General features: G+C 47.3%; 14 protein-coding genes and 2 pseudogenes. 12 read left to right on the forward strand and 4 right to left on the reverse strand.

Annotated features, from left to right (window positions below):
- Nucleotides 1-19 precede the first annotated feature (19 nt).
- The 9 genes from UF06_RS21005 to UF06_RS21045 all read left to right on the forward strand — a co-directional run bounded on the left by UF06_RS21005 (nucleotide 20) and on the right by UF06_RS21045 (nucleotide 12489).
- Nucleotides 20-1093: an efflux RND transporter periplasmic adaptor subunit gene (locus UF06_RS21005; protein WP_045572293.1), complete on the forward strand. Its 1074-nt coding sequence runs from the start codon at nucleotides 20-22 to the stop codon at nucleotides 1091-1093.
- Complete coding sequence (locus tag UF06_RS21010; RefSeq protein WP_045572179.1) at nucleotides 1093-2154, forward strand: efflux RND transporter periplasmic adaptor subunit; 1062 nt, start codon at nucleotides 1093-1095, stop codon at nucleotides 2152-2154. The genes UF06_RS21005 and UF06_RS21010 overlap by 1 nt, the downstream gene beginning before the upstream one ends.
- Entirely contained in the window at nucleotides 2154-5213 is a 3060-nt protein-coding gene (locus tag UF06_RS21015) for an efflux RND transporter permease subunit (protein ID WP_045572180.1), read from the forward strand. The genes UF06_RS21010 and UF06_RS21015 overlap by 1 nt, the downstream gene beginning before the upstream one ends.
- A 295-nt stretch (nucleotides 5214-5508) precedes the next feature.
- Nucleotides 5509-6879: a glycosyltransferase gene (locus UF06_RS21020; protein WP_045572181.1), complete on the forward strand. Its 1371-nt coding sequence runs from the start codon at nucleotides 5509-5511 to the stop codon at nucleotides 6877-6879.
- Nucleotides 6880-6931: 52 nt separating this feature from the next.
- Complete coding sequence (locus tag UF06_RS21025) at nucleotides 6932-8206, forward strand: glycosyltransferase family 2 protein (protein ID WP_045572182.1); 1275 nt, start codon at nucleotides 6932-6934, stop codon at nucleotides 8204-8206.
- Nucleotides 8206-9654, forward strand: coding sequence for a radical SAM protein (locus tag UF06_RS21030; RefSeq protein ID WP_045572183.1), 1449 nt, complete (start codon nucleotides 8206-8208; stop codon nucleotides 9652-9654). Before UF06_RS21025 ends, UF06_RS21030 begins: the two co-directional genes overlap by 1 nt.
- Nucleotides 9654-10490, forward strand: coding sequence for a hypothetical protein (locus UF06_RS21035; protein ID WP_045572184.1), 837 nt, complete (start codon nucleotides 9654-9656; stop codon nucleotides 10488-10490). The genes UF06_RS21030 and UF06_RS21035 overlap by 1 nt, the downstream gene beginning before the upstream one ends.
- On the forward strand, nucleotides 10484-11647 hold the full coding sequence (locus UF06_RS21040; protein ID WP_045572185.1) for an MFS transporter: 1164 nt from the start codon (nucleotides 10484-10486) through the stop codon (nucleotides 11645-11647). Before UF06_RS21035 ends, UF06_RS21040 begins: the two co-directional genes overlap by 7 nt.
- A 29-nt stretch (nucleotides 11648-11676) precedes the next feature.
- The gene (locus UF06_RS21045; protein ID WP_045572186.1) at nucleotides 11677-12489 is read left to right on the forward strand and encodes a hypothetical protein; all 813 of its coding nucleotides are present in this window, start codon (nucleotides 11677-11679) and stop codon (nucleotides 12487-12489) included.
- Nucleotides 12490-12562: 73 nt separating this feature from the next.
- Here the strand turns inward: UF06_RS21045 and UF06_RS21050 are convergent, their stop codons facing one another.
- The 4 genes from UF06_RS21050 to fruB form a co-directional block, all read right to left on the reverse strand.
- Nucleotides 12563-13135 (reverse strand): porin family protein, encoded by a 573-nt coding sequence (locus UF06_RS21050; RefSeq protein ID WP_045572187.1) that lies wholly within the window; start codon nucleotides 13133-13135, stop codon nucleotides 12563-12565.
- A gap of 270 nt (nucleotides 13136-13405) precedes the next feature.
- Nucleotides 13406-15151, reverse strand: coding sequence for a PTS fructose transporter subunit IIBC (gene fruA, locus UF06_RS21055; RefSeq protein WP_045572188.1), 1746 nt, complete (start codon nucleotides 15149-15151; stop codon nucleotides 13406-13408).
- Nucleotides 15152-15187: 36 nt separating this feature from the next.
- Complete coding sequence (gene pfkB / locus UF06_RS21060; protein WP_045572189.1) at nucleotides 15188-16147, reverse strand: 1-phosphofructokinase; 960 nt, start codon at nucleotides 16145-16147, stop codon at nucleotides 15188-15190.
- 12 nt (nucleotides 16148-16159) lie between these two features.
- The gene (gene fruB / locus UF06_RS21065) at nucleotides 16160-17287 is read right to left on the reverse strand and encodes a fused PTS fructose transporter subunit IIA/HPr protein (RefSeq protein WP_045572190.1); all 1128 of its coding nucleotides are present in this window, start codon (nucleotides 17285-17287) and stop codon (nucleotides 16160-16162) included.
- A 293-nt stretch (nucleotides 17288-17580) separates the two neighbouring features.
- Here fruB and cra point away from each other — a divergent pair, with 293 nt between their 5' ends.
- The 3 genes and pseudogenes from cra to UF06_RS26520 all read left to right on the forward strand — a co-directional run.
- The gene (gene cra / locus UF06_RS21070; RefSeq protein ID WP_045572191.1) at nucleotides 17581-18561 is read left to right on the forward strand and encodes a catabolite repressor/activator; all 981 of its coding nucleotides are present in this window, start codon (nucleotides 17581-17583) and stop codon (nucleotides 18559-18561) included.
- 22 nt (nucleotides 18562-18583) lie between these two features.
- Nucleotides 18584-18700, forward strand: a pseudogene (locus UF06_RS25140) (transposase); the annotation flags it as partial.
- A 4-nt stretch (nucleotides 18701-18704) separates the two neighbouring features.
- A pseudogene (locus UF06_RS26520) lies at nucleotides 18705-18871 on the forward strand (IS3 family transposase); the annotation flags it as partial.
- Between the last annotated feature and the right edge of the window lie 13 nt (nucleotides 18872-18884).

Genomic DNA, 18884 nt, shown 5'->3' on the forward strand with positions numbered 1-18884 from the left:
GATGATTGGAGAAGCGACTGTGCGAAAACCTTTGATAAAACGCACTTTGCTCAATAGCAGTGTGCTTTTAGCTACGATTGGCTTGCTTGTTGGGTGTAATCAGGCTGTTTCTGAAACGACGGTGTTGACGGTGAAACCTGTAAAGCTTTTGTCGGTGAACGATTTGATGGCGAGTTCGGCGGACAGTTTCCTTGCGCAAATTGATGCTACCAAACGAGCGCAACTTTCTTTTCAAGTGGCGGGTCAAATTGATGCATTGACTGTGCGCATGGGCGATGAAGTACAACAAGGAGAGCTGTTAGCCAGATTAGATCAAGCCGATCTGCAGTTGCAGTTAGATGCGGCGAGTGCGCAATACGCGCTGGCGCAAACTCAGTGGCAAAGAGCACAAAGCTTGTATCACAAGAAGCTCATTAGTACCGATGTTTATGATCAAGCAGAAACCGCATTTACCGCGGCGAGAGCGACCTATGAACAGGCAAAAACGGATTTAAGTTATGCGATGTTGAAAGCGCCGTTTAGTGGCGTGGTTTCCTATACCTACGTCAAACCCAATCAGGTGGTTGCCGCCAAACAGCAAATCCTTAACTTGATCGACAACAGTTCGTTAGACGTTTCGTTTACCGTTCCTATTTCTTATGTTGAGGCGAATGGCTTAGACAAGCTGAAGAATCTTCCTATGTGGGTAACGATGGACAGCGAACCCGATAAGCCTATCCCGGCTCAGTTCAAAGAGATCACCACGCGCCGTGATGCTGATACCAACAGCTACACGGCGATTGTGACCATCACACGTCCGCAAGACAGGAACTTACTCAGTGGGATGACAGGACAAGTTTCGATTGGTAAAGCGAATATAACCCCGTTTTTAACCTTGCCAGAAGCGGCTTGGGTGTCAAAGAAAGGCTCGCAAGGTGACGTTTGGCTGTTGGATGAAGAGAATCAACAATTGAAGAAGGTGACATTGTCACTCAATGCGAACGGGGATGTGATTTCAGGTTTGAATCGTCAAGATCGAGTGGTGATTGCCGGAGTGGAAAATCTTACCGAAGGGCAGGTAGTCAAAGCGTGGCAACGTGAGGAAGGGATCTAATGAACAAATCGTTAATCACGCTGACCCTACTTTCTTTATTGGGTTTAGCCGGCTGCCAAGAGCACGTTCCAGACCATCAAAGTGATGTACTGACCGTTTCGACTTACCAAGTCGGGGCGCCAGTGACAACGCAATATCGCGTGTTTAAAGGGCAAGTGGTGGCCGCGGAGCAGACGCCGATTGCCTTTCGTACCACTGGCGAAATTTTGCAAGTGTTGGTGCGTGCGGGCGATCGCGTAAAACAAGGCCAACTGCTGGCCAAACTCGACGACAGCAAACAAAAGCAGGCACTGGAAGATGCCAAAGCGAAACATGCGTTGGCGCTTAAGCAGCATGAACGCGGTAAGGAGCTGTTTGAGCGAGCGATGATCTCTCAAGCGGAGCTTGATGAACTCACGGCCAATCGCCAGCTCGCCAATGCACAGTATCAGATGGCCAAAAATCAGCTGGAATACACCCGCTTGGTGGCGCCATTTTCGGGGACCGTCACCGATGTGTTCAAAGAGCGTTATGAACGCCCAGAAATTGGTGAACCAATTCTTAATCTCTATCAGGATGATAAGGTCTACGTGCAAATTGAGCTATCCGATAACGTGCTCGCCAAAGTGGATCCCGATCGTCAATCAGCGACATATCAGCCGAAAGCGCGTTTCTCTGGCGTCGAGGGCGAGTTTCCGGTGCACTACTTGGAGTACACCAGTGAACCCGATCCGCAGTCTCGCAGTTATGCCATGTGGTTAGCGATGGAGCAGATCTCACCGCCGATTTTGCCCGGTACCAGCGCCAGTGTTGAAGTGGATATGCAGGCGGCGGGCATCACCTCGGTGGACGGCTATCAATTACCAATGACCAGCTTGGATGCCGGACGTGAGTCTGGCGAATTCTTTGTCTGGAAGCTCAATCAAGGGCAGGTGACGCGAGTGGCAGTTAAGGTCAGTCAAATCAATGGTCAAGGTGCCATTATCTCTTCAGGTATTACGTCAGGGGATGTGGTAGTGAATTCCAATCTGCGCAAACTGCGTGAAGGAAAAACCGTCAAAATGGTGGAGAGCAATCAATAATGAATATCGCAGAATATTCCATCAAGAACCGCGTCATTAGCTGGCTGTTTATTATTATTCTAGCCATTGGTGGCGTGACTTCTTTCCTTAATCTCGGCCGCTTGGAAGATCCCGCTTTTACCATTAAAGATGCGATGATTATTGCAACTTATCCCGGCGCGACCTCTAAAGAGGTGGAAGAGGAGCTGACCTATCCGCTGGAGAAAGAGATCCGTCAGCTTCCGTATATAGACCATATTACTTCGACGTCATCGAATGGTATGTCGCAAATCATGGTGAGCATGAAGATGGATTATGGTCCCGATGAGCTGCCACAGATTTGGGATGAAATGCGGCGCAAGATTAATGATCTCAAGCCCACATTGCCTTCGGGTGTCCAGTCTTTGCAGATCATTGATGATTTCGGTGATGTTTACGGCGTGATGATCATGCTCAGTGGTGATGGCTACGATTATGTGGAGCTCAAACGTTACGCCGACCATTTGACCCGTGAACTGGAGTTGATTAACGGTGTGGGCAAGGTGGCGATTGCTGGCGATCAGCAAGAGATGTTGTTTGTCGAGATCTCGCTTGATCGTCTGGCTGCGTTAAACCTCGACATGAATACCGTTGCTGGGCTGCTCAACCAACAGAATAATGTGGTGGCCTCTGGTGAAGTGATGGTGAACGGTGAAAGCCTGACCATTCGCCCGAGCGGCACATTTACGTCTGTTCAAGCGCTGGAAAATCTGATCATTCACGGCCGTGACACGGGCAACCTGATCCGTCTCAAAGATGTGGCTACCATCCGCCGAGATATCCAAGAGAAGCCGACCAACATCGTCACCTTCAACGGCAAGCCAGCAATCAGTTTAGGGATCTCCTTTGCCTCAGGTGTCAACGTGGTGGAAGTCGGGCAGAAAGTCAGCCAAGAGTTGGCTTTGCTCGAATCGATAAAACCTGCGGGCGTTGAGCTGAACTATTTCTATAATCAAGCCGCCGAAGTCGATACCTCGGTGCAAGATTTTATCGTCAGCCTCGCGCAAGCCGTTGCCATTGTGATCATCGTTTTGCTGTTTGCCATGGGCATGCGCAGTGGCATCATCATTGGCCTCGTACTGCTTCTTACCGTGTTTGGTACCTTTATCTTGATGGATTACAACAAGATAGAACTTCACCGTATCTCGCTTGGCGCGTTGATCATCGCACTGGGCATGCTGGTGGATAACGCCATTGTGGTGGTGGAAGGCATACTGGTTGGTCTGAAGAAAGGGCGCAGTAAAGTGCAGGCAGCGGTTGATATCGTCAAGCAAACACAATGGCCACTGCTTGGTGCAACGGTGATCGCGATTACCGCTTTTGCTCCGATTGGCTTGTCGCAGGATGCGACTGGGGAGTTTATGGGATCGCTGTTTTGGGTGCTGTGCTACTCCCTTTTCCTCAGTTGGGTGACCGCGTTAACCATTACGCCATTTCTAGCCGATTTGCTGCTCAAAGAGGAAGAAAAAGGCAGTGACACAGAGGAAGATCCTTACAAAGGCGCGTTATTTGTGATTTTCTCTGCGATGCTAAAATTTGCCCTGCGTTTTCGTTGGTTGACCGTCACCGCCATGGTGGGGCTATTAGTGGCGGCGGTATTCGCTTTTGGCATGGTGAAACAGTCATTCTTCCCGCCGTCGAATACGCCGATGTTTTACGTCGATATATGGATGCCGCAAGGAACCGATATCCGCCAAACGACGTTGCAGACCGAAAAGGTAGAGCGTTTTATTCGCCAGCATGAGCAAGTGGAGTTTGTGTCGACGTCCATTGGTCAAGGGATGCAGCGTTTTGCTTTGACCTACCAACCGGAAAAAAGCTATGAAGCGTATGCGCAATTGCAGGTGCGTGCCCTCGACAGAGAAAGCATGTTTGCACTGCTGGATGAACTGACGCAAGCGCTGCCGAGCCAGTTTGACAAACCGACGTTCCAGTTTAAATTGATGGAATTTGGCCCATCGCCTGCATCTAAGATAGAAGCGCGTATTTCAGGTCCTGATCCACAAGTATTGCGAGATATAGCAAAGCAAGTTGAAGATGTGCTGCACACTGATCCGGGAGCGAGAAACATTCGTCACGACTGGCGTGAACGCACCAAAGAACTAGTACCGCAATTTAACGAGTCGAAAGCGCGTCGTTTGGGGATCTCCAAAGAGGAACTGTCAAACACCCTGCAAATGGCGTTTGGCGGCAATACCATGGGGCTACTGAGAGATGGGACGCACATTTTGCCGATCGTCGGTCGTTTACCCGAATCCGAGCGGGTCGATTTTGCATCGATGCAGAATGTGAAGATCTGGAGCCCGTCGCTACAGACTTACGTTCCGGTAGATCAGGTCATCGATGGTGTGACGCTTGATTGGACAGAGCCTTTGATTCAGCGTCGTGACCGTAAGCGCACCCTAACGGTGCTGGCTGACCACGACATTTTGAGTGACGATACGCCAGCCAGTCTTTTCGCGCGTATCCAGCCGAAAGTGATGGCACTGCCTCTGCCCGATGGCTACAGCATCACTTGGGGTGGTGAGTATGAGTCGTCGAAAGATGCCCAGCAAGCGCTGTTCGGCTCGCTTCCTATGGGTTACTTGCTGATGTTTGTCATCACCATATTGCTGTTTAACTCGCTGAAAAAACCACTGGTGATTTGGTTTACTGTGCCACTTTCGATCATTGGTGTCTCGTTTGGCTTGTTGACCACCAACATGCCGTTTAGCTTCACCGCGTTTTTGGGGCTATTGAGCTTAAGTGGCATGATTTTGAAAAATGGCATTGTGCTGCTGGATCAAATCAATATTGAACTTGCTTCGGGTAAAGAACCTTATCAGGCGATTATCGACAGTGCGGTGAGCCGGGTGCGTCCGGTCAGCATGGCCGCGTTGACAACGATTTTGGGTATGATCCCACTGATGTTTGATGCCTTTTTCGGCTCAATGGCGATCACAATTATGGCAGGCCTAGGCTTTGCTACGGTTCTGACATTGATTGTCGTCCCCGTGATGTTTGCCATTTTGTTTCACATAAAGCCCAATGCGACATGCTAAACAAAGCTAATTAATGTGTTAATAAAAAGCCCCATTGAAACACTAATGGGGCTTTTTTGTATTCAGTGGGCAGCGCCACAGCATTTCATTTTTGTTTTCAAAGCTCTGTAATCTACATTTCAACGAATATTTGGCTAGAAATCATCGCCGTGCTCCTTTGGAACGGTTTGTTCCGAATATCACTCTGGATTTTAAGAAAAGTTAAACGCTAGACTTAATTTAGTGAATGTATCTAGGTGATATTTAATCTGTTGATATATATGTTTTTTGCCAGCAGGGATGTAGAGGTAAGCACATGACATATAAAAAAAGTGCAATATTTATCTCATTCGATGCGGTTGCAGTATCAGGTATTACTGTTGAAGCCGCTAAGATTGCCAAATCACTCAAAATGAAAGGGATTCAATCGTACTTGGATTTGGGGTATGACATTAAAGTTGATAAAGGGAAGTTTAACAAACCTTATGGCATTGAAAAAGATATCTATCGAGATGTGTTCAAGTTAATCAGAATTGAAGCTATTACCTCTATAGCAAACTACAACACAGCATTTATCGAGTATGTTCACAATACACTCATCAATAAAAGTCTGTATATTTCGGATGAGGAAGTCAGTTCTCTTCTGATGAAAATAGAGAAGACAGCAGAAGAAATTTCAGATCTTATCGTTGCTTGCTGGCAGAAACTTGATATAGGCCATGTTGTTGTAGAAAACGGAACGCTACCAGAAAATATTATCTACACGAAAGCGTTATATATTGCAATTGATAAATATGGTTATCAAAATAATTTGGATAACTTTGTCATATGGCGAGATCATGACTTAATGTGGAACAGTGAAAAGGCAATAATGAAGTATGGTCTTCCTCCTTACACTTATGCGGTTAAACCTGTGAAATCTAGGTATATTACCTACGTAACACTCAATAATGACTTGAAAAAAAACTTAGAAGAGTGGTGCAACCATAATGTGGAAGTCAAAGTTAAGAAGAATACTTACAATTTCTCTACTGTAGGCAAAAGAACTAACATCAGGTGTCAACTCAACATAAACAGTAATGATATTTTAATTGCTCGAACGACGAGAGTCATTTTCCAGAAAAGATTAGATAGAGATATAATCTTAGTCAGTAAGTTGAATGAAATGTTCGAAGAGTCAAATAGTAAAAGAAGAGTGTTTTTAGTTATTGCTGGTGATATAAATGAAGACAATCAATGTTATCAAAAATTAATATCTTTTGCTGAAGAAATAAAGGTGAGTAGATATGTTAAATTCTTAGGCGCATTACCGCACGAAGATATTAAAACAGAATTCGATCCAATTTGTATTGAAGACCTATATTTTTCTTGCGATTTAGTCTCCTTTCTAACGTCCTATGATTACGACAGTTATGGCAACCCAATTGGTGAAGCCGTAAGCCAACAACGTTGCTATATAGCAACGAGTTATGAATATTATCATGAGGTCTATGGTCAATACGGTTTCAAAGCACCAATTATGGAAATATCTGCTGAGCAAGATGGATTACCAACAAATGAATTTATCTTTGAATTATATAAATTTCTTAATAATAGCAAAGAAATGAAACGTGTAGCAGAAGAAAACTTCCACTTAGGTCGCCGGGTTCTCTCTAGTAACGTGACAGAATTCTTTAATATTAAATAACGTTAAAAATATATTTATTCGTGTTTTAAATCATCGCTATTCTGGAGGGATTATGAGAGATTCGATATTAATATCTGTAGTGCTACCTGTCTATAATGAAAGTGTTCGTATTGATGCCGTATTGCAGTCATTATTTAATCAAAAAACTAAAAATGAGTTAGTTACTCATGATACTTATGAATTGATTATTGTTGATAACAATTCAACTGATGATTCAGTAGCAAAGATTAACGCGTTTTCTAGGTGCAATCCAGAACTGGATATTTACGTTATCGATGAGAAGGTTCAAGGCGTTTCTTCTGCAAGAAAACGAGGCATGGATTACGCCTCTTTACGCTCTAAGGCGCGTGATAGCCGATTAGGCAAAAGCAGAAAACATTATATTGTTTCTGCAGACGCAGATTGTACAGTCAATGACTACTGGTTGTATGAGCTGGTCAATACCATGGTCACCCAAAATGGGGATTTGGGCACTTGCAACTACTACAATGCAGAAGACTTCAAAACTCGTCCAAATCTGTTTAACGAAATACAAAAAACGTTGCGTCTGCGTGATTTCTCTTTCTCATTATTTGGCGGATTTCCCGATGGTAAAGGTTTTGGTGTAGAGCGTCGCCTTTATGACGCGATAGGTGGCATCGAAATACTTTACCAATTGAACAAAGGACGATTTGTCGAACATTTGTCTGATGACTGGGATTTCGGCATTAAGATCATCGCATATGGTGGTAAACCTGTTTATGCCAAACACGCTTATGTGGAAATTAATAGTAGGCGAGTAGATACTATTCTTGACGAGGTCATTAGTGGTATCGCCTATGGCAAAGATGGCATCATTATTATGAAGGATGTTAGACCGGAGAGCGAAAAGCAGAATACGAGGCTATCCGATACCAACGTGGAGCAATCTCAGCAGGCTTGGTTCTATTCTGTTAAAGACTACACACCCAAGAATATTATTCTACCAGTCCTGCTTAATCCTTATATGTTGTTAGAGAATCCAGCGGTACGAGACTTCTTTTCACAATCTCTTGCTGATGAGTTATATCGACGTATTCATGAAATAAAACATGAAATGCGTATTGTGGATTTCAAAGCAATACACGCTTACAAAACACCTGCATACCGCCTGTATTTTGAATATCGCGACGCACTTTTTTCGGCAATGCGCCGCGCTGTTGGCGATGAAATTGGTTTTCCACCGCCCTTGCCAACGTGTTTTGAATCCGTGCAAGAGGAGGATTTTAAACGCTTTGTTCATTATTTCTGTGAAGACAGGGAATCGGGAGAGGCGCATAACTATTTCGGCAATGGAGGGGTCTTCTAATGAGTGATGCATTGCAATCTCTTCTGGATATCGATGAAAACTACCCAGTTCCGTTAGTCGGCTCATTTTTGGCTCAACCGGAAAATCACGCTTTTCTTGAATACGTTTATAAAGATCCGTTCGGTTGTCACGTCTTTCCAGGAGACATTGTCGATTATCCTTTAGGTAACTTTTTTTCCGACATGGAAAGTGACATTAAAAAGGCGGGCAAAATTCATTTATGGGCTTACATTCCAACTTGTCGCTATCGTTGTCACTTCTGTCAGTACCCGACGGTGATCCTCAATCCCAAAGCGCCCTCGTCGCAGCAAGTGTTTAATGATGTGGTGAATTTCAACATCAAGGAAGCACAAATGTGGCTAAAGCGAGTGCCTAGTTTGGCAAACGTTGAAGTGGCTGAGTTTAATATTTTTGGCGGCACGCCATCACTGTTACCTGGGCCAGAGTTGCGTCGCATGATGGCGTTTTACAAAAGTCACTTTAACTTCTCGCATGCCACGATGCGCTTTGAAGGAGAACCTGGGACGCTGAAAAGAGATTATCTTGAGTTATTGAAAGAGCTCGGCTTCAGTAAAATAAGTTTTGGTACACAATCGTTTAAAGATGAAATCATCTCCGCTTGTGGGCGTATGCACACGGCAGACGAGTGTGAAGAGACGATCCATCAAGCACGAGAAATCGGTATTGATTGGGTGAGCGTGGACCTTATCTACGGCATGCTTGGGCAAAGTGTCGATGACGTTAAGTTCGACATGCAAAAGACGCTGGAACTCGATCTCTCTCATGTGGTGTGTACAAAACTGCATTTAGATGAGTTCATTAAACACCGCACTGGCGTATCAGGTGAGCGTGAAAGCCTTTGGCAAAAGAAAGGGCTGATTAGTATTAACAACATGACTTTTCCTGGGCTCGGTAAACAGTACCAAATGCGCGAGCTTATCGAAAACTCATTGGCCAAGCGCTACACCGAGCATCCCACCATGTACTTTCACCGCAATGACCAACCTGCTGAGAAGTGGAAAGGGCTGATCACCGATCTCGATCAACAATACCCAGAAGTCGCGATAGGGCTGGGTGGCAGTTCCAAGTCTCGTCTTTCTGAGGCCATCAATATCACCAGTTATAAGCGGTATAAAGAAGCGCTGGATCAAGATCGTATGCCCATCGAAGAAAGCCGAGGCTTTTCGGCAAACCAACGTGAAGTGAATGCAGTGAAAATGGCGCTTTCGACGTTAGTACCTGTCGACGATAGCGTGTTCCAAATGCGGTTTGATGGGAAAAGCTTATTTGACAATCCAACCATCTATCACACGCTAAAACGTTTGGAGCGCAAAGCACTGGTCACCATCAGTGGCAATAAGATCACCCTCACGCCAATTGGTGTCACCTTGGTGGAAGCGATTATTAACACCCAGTTTTCGATGACAATCGGTGAGGGAGACGGTTAATGAAGGTGCAAACTTTATCCACAAAACCAGTTTTTAGCTTTTACTACATCGGTATTGATACCGAAGCGGGTGTTACTCAGGCGCAGTTTGAATCTTTTGTTCGGGAACAAGGTGTCCATCTCCCGAACTATCCGGGCTGGAATTGGACGCTGCTGCGTGGTCTGCGCGGTGAACGAGTAGGGCAGTACCTCATGCTCTATGAAATTGAAAGTACAAAGCAGCGCGATCGATACGTAAACCGCACAGGAGAAAGAACCGTATTCGCTCATGCTTTTTGGCAACAACATGCGGATTCCCTGGCGATTTTGCACCAATGGCGCAAATTGGCGACATTTAGCCAACTCCCGACGCTTTTTACCGACTATCGCCTTGTGGCTGAGAATGTCAAAAGCAACGTGACACAAGGCCCAAGATATCAGGCTGCTCAGAGCCCAAATGAAGATACCATCGCCCGCGTTATCGGCATTCACAACGTGGCGTTGCGTGAAGGAGTGACCGCGCAGCAGTTTGAACGCTTCATTGCAGACAATCATCAGCGGATAGAAGACTACCCAGATTGGAAGTTTCGTTTACTCAAAGGGGAGCGCGGCAATCGCCTTGACCAATACGTTGTGATGATGGAAATAGCCAGCCTCGCGGCATTGGATGTTTTCTATCCAGAGCCCGATATCGCAACTGACGCGGCAGTGAGCTTTGCCAAAGCACACCGTGATACCAAACAAATGTATGAGGAGTGGAAACAGTTCGCGTCATTTTCTGGATCACCGCAGATTTATACCGATTATCTTTGCGTTGCGCAGAGTTCCACAGACTCGGAGACATCGCCGTTATGCTAGAGCTCCTGGTAAAAACCAGTGCAACGAGTAATTTTCGCCAGCAAATCGCAACTCGAATCATCTTTTTTCTCGCGGGAGTTGGCATGTCGGCTTGGGCTCCTTTGATTCCATTCGCCAAGTTGCGTTTAGAGATTGACGACGGCCTACTTGGCTTAATGCTGTTTTGTATTGGTGCAGGCTCGATGCTGATCATGCCGATTACGAGTCAACTTCTTACTAAGTTTGGCTGTCGGAAAATACTGGTAAGCGCGGGCATTTTATTGTGTCTTGATTTGCCCTTGCTGACGTTAATAGATGAACTGGTATTGATGAGTGCCGCTTTACTGCTGTTTGGTGCTGTTAATGGAATTATGGATGTGGCAATGAACTCACAGGCAATCGTTGTTGAGCGCGAAAGTGGTCAGGCGAAAATGTCTGGATTTCATGGTTTCTACAGCCTTGGCAGTATTGCCGGTGCGGGTTGCGTCAGTGCGCTGCTGTGGAGTGGGATGCCACCGCAACTTGCCACAAGCTTGATTGCCTGCATCTTGATGTTGCTTCTGTTGATCGCTGCTCGGGATCTATTACCCGCGGTGGAAGTGAGTAACGAACATAAACGAGGCGTGTTGAGTGCACTTGCCCATTCTAAAGTCGCCTTTATTGCCTTGCTTTGTTTCTTCGTTTTCTTAACGGAAGGGGCAATGTTGGATTGGTCGGCACTCTTTCTTCATACAGAACTCGGTGTCGCTAAGTCTCAAGCGGGTCTAGGTTTTACCCTGTACGCGGTCGCGGTGACCATTGCTCGTCTGTATGGCGATCGTCTTATCAATGCGATGGGATGCTACCGCATACTGCTTTTTGGTAGCCTACTGGCCATTTCAGGCTTAGTGCTGATGATCGCAACCCATCTCACATGGCTTACCTTCATTGGGCTTATCTTGGTTGGTCTCGGGATAGCAAACATCGTTCCTATTTTATTTAATGCGGCTGGCAATCAAACGCAGGTACCAGCCAATCTGGCTTTTCCCGCAGTCACACTCATCGGCTACGTTGGCCTGCTCGTTGGGCCTGCCCTTGTTGGTTTTATCGCTCACTCTGTTAACCTCACAGTCGCATTGGGTAGCACCATTTTCTGTCTGTTGCTGGTTACGCTGAAGGCTAGAAAGATAACTCGATAACGCAATCGACGCCTAAGAAGGAAAGTGCTATGAAAAGTTCAACACCCGTATTCTCGATACATTATGTGGGTATCAACCTGAAAAGAGAGATTGCTTCTCAGCAGTTTGAGGATTTTGCCAAATGCAAAGGAGTGCATATCCAAGCCTATCCTGACTGGCAGTGGACATTGCTTCGTGGCCTGAGAGGAGAGCGGGAACATCAATACTTGATGCTTTATCAAGCAAAAGATGCGGCAACCTACGCTCGATACGTAGATAGCAATGGCGAGTTGACGGTTAAGGCGCATGAGTTTTGGCAGCAACATCCGCAAGCCCTTGTTCTGATTGAAGAGTGGAAGAGTTTTGCATCGTTTACAGAGCTGCCAACACTTTATACTTACTACAGCTTAGTCGCTGAAAATAACAACAGTTCACTGCCAAAAGGCCCGAATTACCGCAATGTGCTCGGCGAGGAGAAAATTGAGCGTGTGGTTGGTATTCATAATCTGGCGTTAAAGCCCAGCGTGACTCCAGTGCAGTTTGAAGAATTTATCACCAACAATATTGGTCGCATTGAAGACTATCCCGGATGGAAATTTCATCTGCTCAAAGGTCAGGGAGGCAATCGCTTAGATCAGTATGCGGTTATGTTGATTATTGAAAGCCTAGATTCGCTTAACGCATTTCATCCCGATATGGATGTTTCGACTGACAAGGCTATGCAGTTTGTCGCGGAGCATCCGGATACTGAACAGATGTATGCTGAATGGAGAACATTGGCTTCTTTTTCTGGCGCGCCGCAAATATATACGGATTATGTCGCGATTGCAGGCAATCAGAGTGTGCAGGAAAGCCAGTTGTAGTTGTATTTTGTTGATTGATAGGCAGAAAAAAGGTTGCCTAGGCAACCTTTTGTTCTAGGAGTTGGTCCACAGATTAGAATTTGTAGCTAGCGCCTAGGTAAAATGTACCGAGAGTAACGGTCGTATCATCCAGTTTGTCAAACTTGGCTGAGTCGACTTCGTAAGCAAGACGGAAGTTAAGGTTTTTCAGCTCTTTTGGCGAGTATTCACCGCCGACACCAACGTGGACTGATGTCTCTTTGAGTGAATCGCCGAACGCACTGAGCTCAGTTTTGCCTAGGCCAATGGTGCCAAAAGGGCGCCAGCCGTTGTCGAAGGTGTAACCAAGGTTGGCCATCACCGCAAAATTTTCTGGTTTAATGTACTGGCGTGTCTCTAAGTTCTTAGAGTAGATGTCACCATAACGGGTGTATTGTGTCTCGATGCCGACAATACGGTTGATCTGATAACCTGCGATCAACTTGTAAGAGTTATCGCTCGAATCCAATCGAGGGTCATTATACCAGTTAGCGTCGGTTTCAACCGTTGTCGTACCCAAGCCTCCACCTAGGTAAAAACCAGAAACATCGTTAGTTGTTGTTGTGCTTTGGTCGTTCGCTTGCGCGAAAGCAGAAATGACAGCAAGCGCAAGAAGTCGTTTTTTCATTATATTGTTATCCGTTTTGTTATTTGTAATAAAACGCTGTGCATTTTATGGAAAGTGAGGAGTAGTGCAAGTATTGATTTGTCAGAGAAATGTAATGTCTCAAAATTGAGTCACATTTAAGCGTTGGCTAGGTTGATAGCCAAATAGTAGGTTATTTGCCCATAAGTTAGGGTTATGGACACTGAGGGCTGAAGGTGTAACGGATAAAAAAACACCTCCCGCATGGGGAGGTGTGAAAGGCCAAATCGGGGGGATTTAGCGCATCAAGGTTCAAGCGTTGGATGGTGCGGTTGCTGCTTCTTTTTGCTCAGTGCGGTTTTTGAGAAACGCGTAGCCAAAGCCAGTCAGCGCGGTACCCGCAGCAATCGCGACTAAGTACATCAGTACCGGTGTGATCGCGTTAGGGATCAGTAGAACAAACAAGCCGCCGTGAGGTGCCATCAGCTTCGCGCCAAACAGCATAGAAAGAGCTCCAGTCAATGCGCCGCCAGCCATACAAGCGGGGATGACACGCATTGGATCTTTCGCTGCAAATGGAATCGCACCTTCAGAGATAAAGCACAGGCCAAGTACAAAGGAGGCTTTACCCGCTTCACGCTCGCTTGGCTCAAATTTGTCACGAGCGAGGAAGGTCGCCAAGCCCATACCCAGCGCTGGCACCATGCCCGCCGCCATAATGGCCGCCATTGGCGCGTAAGTTTGTGAAGCCAGTAGACCGACACCAAAAGTGTATGCCGCTTTATTCACCGGACCACCTAGGTCGAAACACATCATCGCGCCAAGGATCACACCCAGCAGCACTGCGTTGGCTGAACCCATGTTATTTAAGAACTCAGTCATGGCGCTCATGATGCCAGAGACAGGGCCGCCGACGATGTAGATCATGGTGAGGCCGGTGATTAAGCTGGCGATAAACGGGATGATTAAAATGGGTTTCAGCGCTTCCATCGACTGTGGCAACTGAACTTTGTCGGCAATGAATTTCGCCGAGTAACCTGCAATAAAGCCGGCTGCAATACCACCAAGGAAGCCAGCGCCTGTCGAACTTGCCAGCATGCCACCGATAAGACCTGGTGCAAGCCCTGGGCGGTCGGCGATAGAGAAAGCGACAAAGCCCGCCAAAACTGGGATCATCAGAGCGAAAGCGGAGCCACCACCAATTGTCATCAGGGCTGCGGCTAAGGTCCCTTCTTCTTTAAATGCTTCGATACCAAAGACGAAAGAGAGGGCGATGATCAAACCACCCGCGACAACCACAGGTAGCATGTGCGACACGCCAGTCATCAGGTGTTTGTACACGCCTTTTTTCTCTTCTGTCTCAGAAGAGGCGTTGGCGGAGCCAGAATGCTGATAAACAGTGGCTTGAGCAAACGCTTTGTCCATCTCTTCGCCAGTTTTCTTCAGCGCTGGGCCCGTTTTTGTGCGGTACATTTTTTTGCCGTTGAAACGCTCTAATGGCACTTCGATATCGGCGGCGATGATCACCAGATCCGCTTCTGCAATCTCTTGTGTGGTAAGTTGGTTTTTCGCGCCGACAGAGCCGCGAGTTTCCACTTTGATTTGGTGTCCACGACGTTTGCCTTCTTCTTCTAACGCTTCTGCCGCCATAAATGTATGAGCGACGCCAGTTGGGCAAGCGGTGATAGCGACAATTTTCTTAGTTGCTGCCGCGGGTGCCGTTTGGCTGGTGGTCACCGACGCTTTCTCAAGCAACTGCGCTTGACTGGCGGCGGTTTGTAGAAAGGCACCAGCATCGCTGGTAACTTGATCTATCGAAGCGCGATAGACTTTTTTACCGACGAAGCGGCGGTCATCCACCTCCGTATTGGCGGCGATAACCACCACTTCGGCGGCGGCGATTTGCTGCTCGGTCAGTGTAGCGGAGTCCATTACCGTTGATTGACATTCAATGCTGGCATCCCAGTTCAGGGCTTTAGCCGCTTTTTCTAGCAACCCGGCAGCGATGATGCTGTTTGCGACGCCACTAGGGCAGGCAGTGATAATTGCAATTTTCATACTGTTAACCTTCTTGTCTCGTAGCTTGCACTGGCGTTAGTTCGCTTCAGTACAGAGCAGTTGAACTTGCGTTCTTTGTTGTATATTTTCCAACTCTTGCTGGCTGGTTAATCCCACGCCAACCTGCGTGACCGCCATAGCGGACAACGCGGTGGCAAACTTCAATAATTCGGCTTTTGGCATCTGTTGCATGTGGCCCCAGCAGAGCCCCGCAACGAGGGTATCGCCCGCACCAACGGTGCTGACCACAGCCATTTTTGGTGGCTTTGCGCACAACCATTGCTGGTCATTCAGCCACATCACACCTTCAGCACCCATCGATACCACCACGTTGGCGATGCCTTTTTCCGCCAAGCTTTGCGCCGCGTTTTGGCAGGCTTCTCGGCTAGTTAATGGTTGACCGACAAACTCGCTGAGCTCTTCATCGTTGGGTTTGATCAGCCAAGGTGTTGCTTCTAGGCCGGCTTTTAAGGCCGCGCGGCTGCTGTCAAACAGGACGTTTTTGCCTTCGCTTTGTAGCAGTTCAATCCACTTAGCGCACTGCTCTGGGCTGACGCCTTGTGGCAAGCTTCCAGCAAAGACAAAGTACTGATGGTCGGTCATCAAGCGTTGCAATGTCTGTTCGAACGCCGAAATGTCTGCGCTGCTGACGGTGACGCCCGGGAAGTTGATGTCATTGACTCGGCCATCCGCTTCCACCAACTTGACATTGATACGTGTCGCGCCGTTGACATAGACAAACTCATCTTGCGCGCCAATGTCACTGAACAACTGATGAAACATTTCTGGGTTATCTTTGCCAAGAAACCCGGTTACCGTAACTTTCGCGCCAAGATCACTCAGCACTTTCGCCACATTGACCCCTTTGCCGGCAGCGTGCAGGCTGCTCTGGTTAACCAAGCTCACCGAACCGATATTCAATGCTGCTAGGCTGCCAGTGAGATCAAGCGCTGGATTGAGGGTAATGGTGACAACGTTATTGGTCTTGTTACTCATGCTCGCCACCTTTTAGCCTTCACCCAAGCCTGATGAGATAGCGGCACCAATCGCTTCTAGCGCTTGGGGGGCGTCTGGGCCTTCTGCTGTGAACTGCAACTGGTGGCCATGTTTGACACCCAGCGCAATCACTTTCATTAAGCTCTTGGCGTTGACGGTAGAGCCGTCACCGTTGAGGTTCGATACTTTGATCGTCGATTCAAACTTCTTCGCTTCAGCCACCAACATCGCACCAGGTCTGGCATGCAGACCGTGGGCATTTTTGATCTTAAATACCGCGACATTGCCAGCGCTGGATGGGTTGCTTTCTTCACCTTTCAACAGCGCGATGACTTGTTCTGCGCTGGCGCTTAGCAGAGTCGATTGCTGTTTGTCGAATACGAGTTGGGTAAGGTTGGCCAGAATGGGCTGGTGCGCATCGTTACAGGCAGAAAACGCCAGCAGACCTTTAACTGGCAGGTTGTTGTATTCACAGTGATTGGCTGTGGTTACAAAAGAAACCGCTGTGCGAGAGACACCTACATGGCTGCCAACCAACCATAAACCGCCACCAAGATGGGTTGGTGCTTTGGTGACTAAATCCGCAACAAAACTGGCATCACTGCAACCACTGTTTTTCAGCAAACCGCCAGCCACTGCACTCATCTGCACCATATCGCTGGCAGGGAATTGCAACTGGATAGATGCGGCGTCAAATTCCGCTTCAAGTTGCACTTCACCATTTAATAGCGCGATGATCTCTTTGGCTGTGGAGGCTTGCTTTAAACGCGCTTCAACGCCATCTGCGCTGAGTACTTTGGTGAGTTGCTTCAAAATGCCTAAGTGTTCGTCGGATTTGGCCGCAATCCCGATCGCCAGATAAGCGGTGTTGCCATCACCCCAATCGACTCCTTGTGGGAAGTGGTAAACCGCCACTCCGGTCTGTTTGACCAAATCACGTGTATCGGTGGTGCCATGTGGAATGGCGATGCCGTTACCGAGAAATGTTGAGTTTTGTCCTTCACGGTTGAGCATGCCTTGTACATAACCTTCGGCAACGAGGCCTTTGCTAGTTAAAGCCGCTGCAATGTGGCGGATGGCGTCCAGTTTGTTCTCGGCACTCTGTTGTAGAGTGATATCTGATTCATTGAGTTTAAGCATGTTGCCTCTTAGCCTTTGTGTGGCACTCGTTCATGGTTCGGTTCTTAGTCTAGTGCTGTATTTTCAGCTGAACCGATTCAGCAAGTCATTTAAAAAAATTCAGCAAACGGTACTTTCTCTATGAATACCTATGCTGTGCGCTCTGTTGTCCCGTTAAGCTTGAGTTGGGGCAACTTTCAAAATTTGCTGAATCCTTTCAGCTTTTATACTGAATCGATTCAGCGTATAATTCAACCGAGTTTAAGATCAAGAAGCGGATTCTATGATCCGGCGCACAGATTAAGGTGAGAACAATGACCCTAGATGAAATCGCCAAGTTGGCTGGTGTATCTAAGACCACAGCCAGCTATGTCATTAATGGCAAAGCGCAGAAATATCGGATCAGCGAAAAGACGCAAATGAAAGTGATGGCTGTGGTGGAAGAGTACAATTTTCGCCCCGATCATGCGGCATCGTCCCTAAGAGCAGGGAACTCGCGATCCTTTGGTTTGATTATTCCCGATCTCGAAAACACCAGTTATGCGCGGCTGGCAAAACTGCTTGAGCAAAACTCGCGCAAAGCGGGCTACCAAATTTTGATTGGCTGTTCTGACGATGACCCTGATACCGAACAAAAAGTGGCGGAAGCGCTGGTGAGTCGACGCATTGATGCGCTGTTTGTCGCGACCAGTATGCCGGATGCCAATGACTACTACTTCAAGATGCAGCAAGCGGGCACGCCAGTGATCGCCCTTGACCGTCCTTTAGATGATGAGCACTTTAGTTGCGTTGTCAGTGAAGATTTTGGCGCGGCATTCGAGCTCACCAGTTCATTAGTGAGTGATGAGATACACACCATCGGTTTGCTTGGCGCTTTGCCAGAGTTGACCATCTCACGTGAGCGTCACCAAGGGTATGAGTCGGCGCTGCGCAAGTGGGGAAAAACGGCGCAATCTGCCTATGGCGAGCATTTTCATCGCGATGAGGGCTATCGAATTATGCGCTTATGGATAGCGCAAAACCGCGTTCCCGACGCCATCATCACGACGTCTTACACACTTTTAGAAGGTGTGCTGGATGTGCTTCTCGAAGAGCCGGAGTTGATTGACGCGCTAAAACTGGCCACGTTTGGTGATAATCGCTTGTTGGATTTTCTGCCGTTTAAAGTGAACTCATTACCACAACAGTTTGAGCTGATTGCCGACAGCGCGCTGGAATTGGCACTCAACGCCTCAGCCAAACGCTACAAACCAGGGGTTGAGCTGATCCCACGTAAAATCGTACGCAGGATGTAGTGTTGGTAAAATAAAGCCCAAGATTGAGGTTTGCCACATCATCTGGGTCAAAAGAAACAAAGTGTTTGAAGGTGTCGCCTGTCGCAGAAAGGGGACTATGGGCTGGTCCTTTGGCTTCAAACTTCATCTGTTCATCAACCCTCCACTCCAAGAAAGTTGAAGCGATCCAATATGAACCGATGATGACGAGAGAGGCGATGCGCCATACAGTGTTTGAGTACATAGAAGTTGATTATAATCGGACAAGAAGACACAGCGCTCTTTTGGGTATCTAAGCCACGTTAATTTTGAAAATCAAAATGTCGCTTAATTCAGTGTCCAGT

Origin of the sequence: Vibrio sp. S234-5, from assembly GCF_000960595.1 — a bacterium.
GTDB lineage: Bacteria > Pseudomonadota > Gammaproteobacteria > Enterobacterales > Vibrionaceae > Vibrio.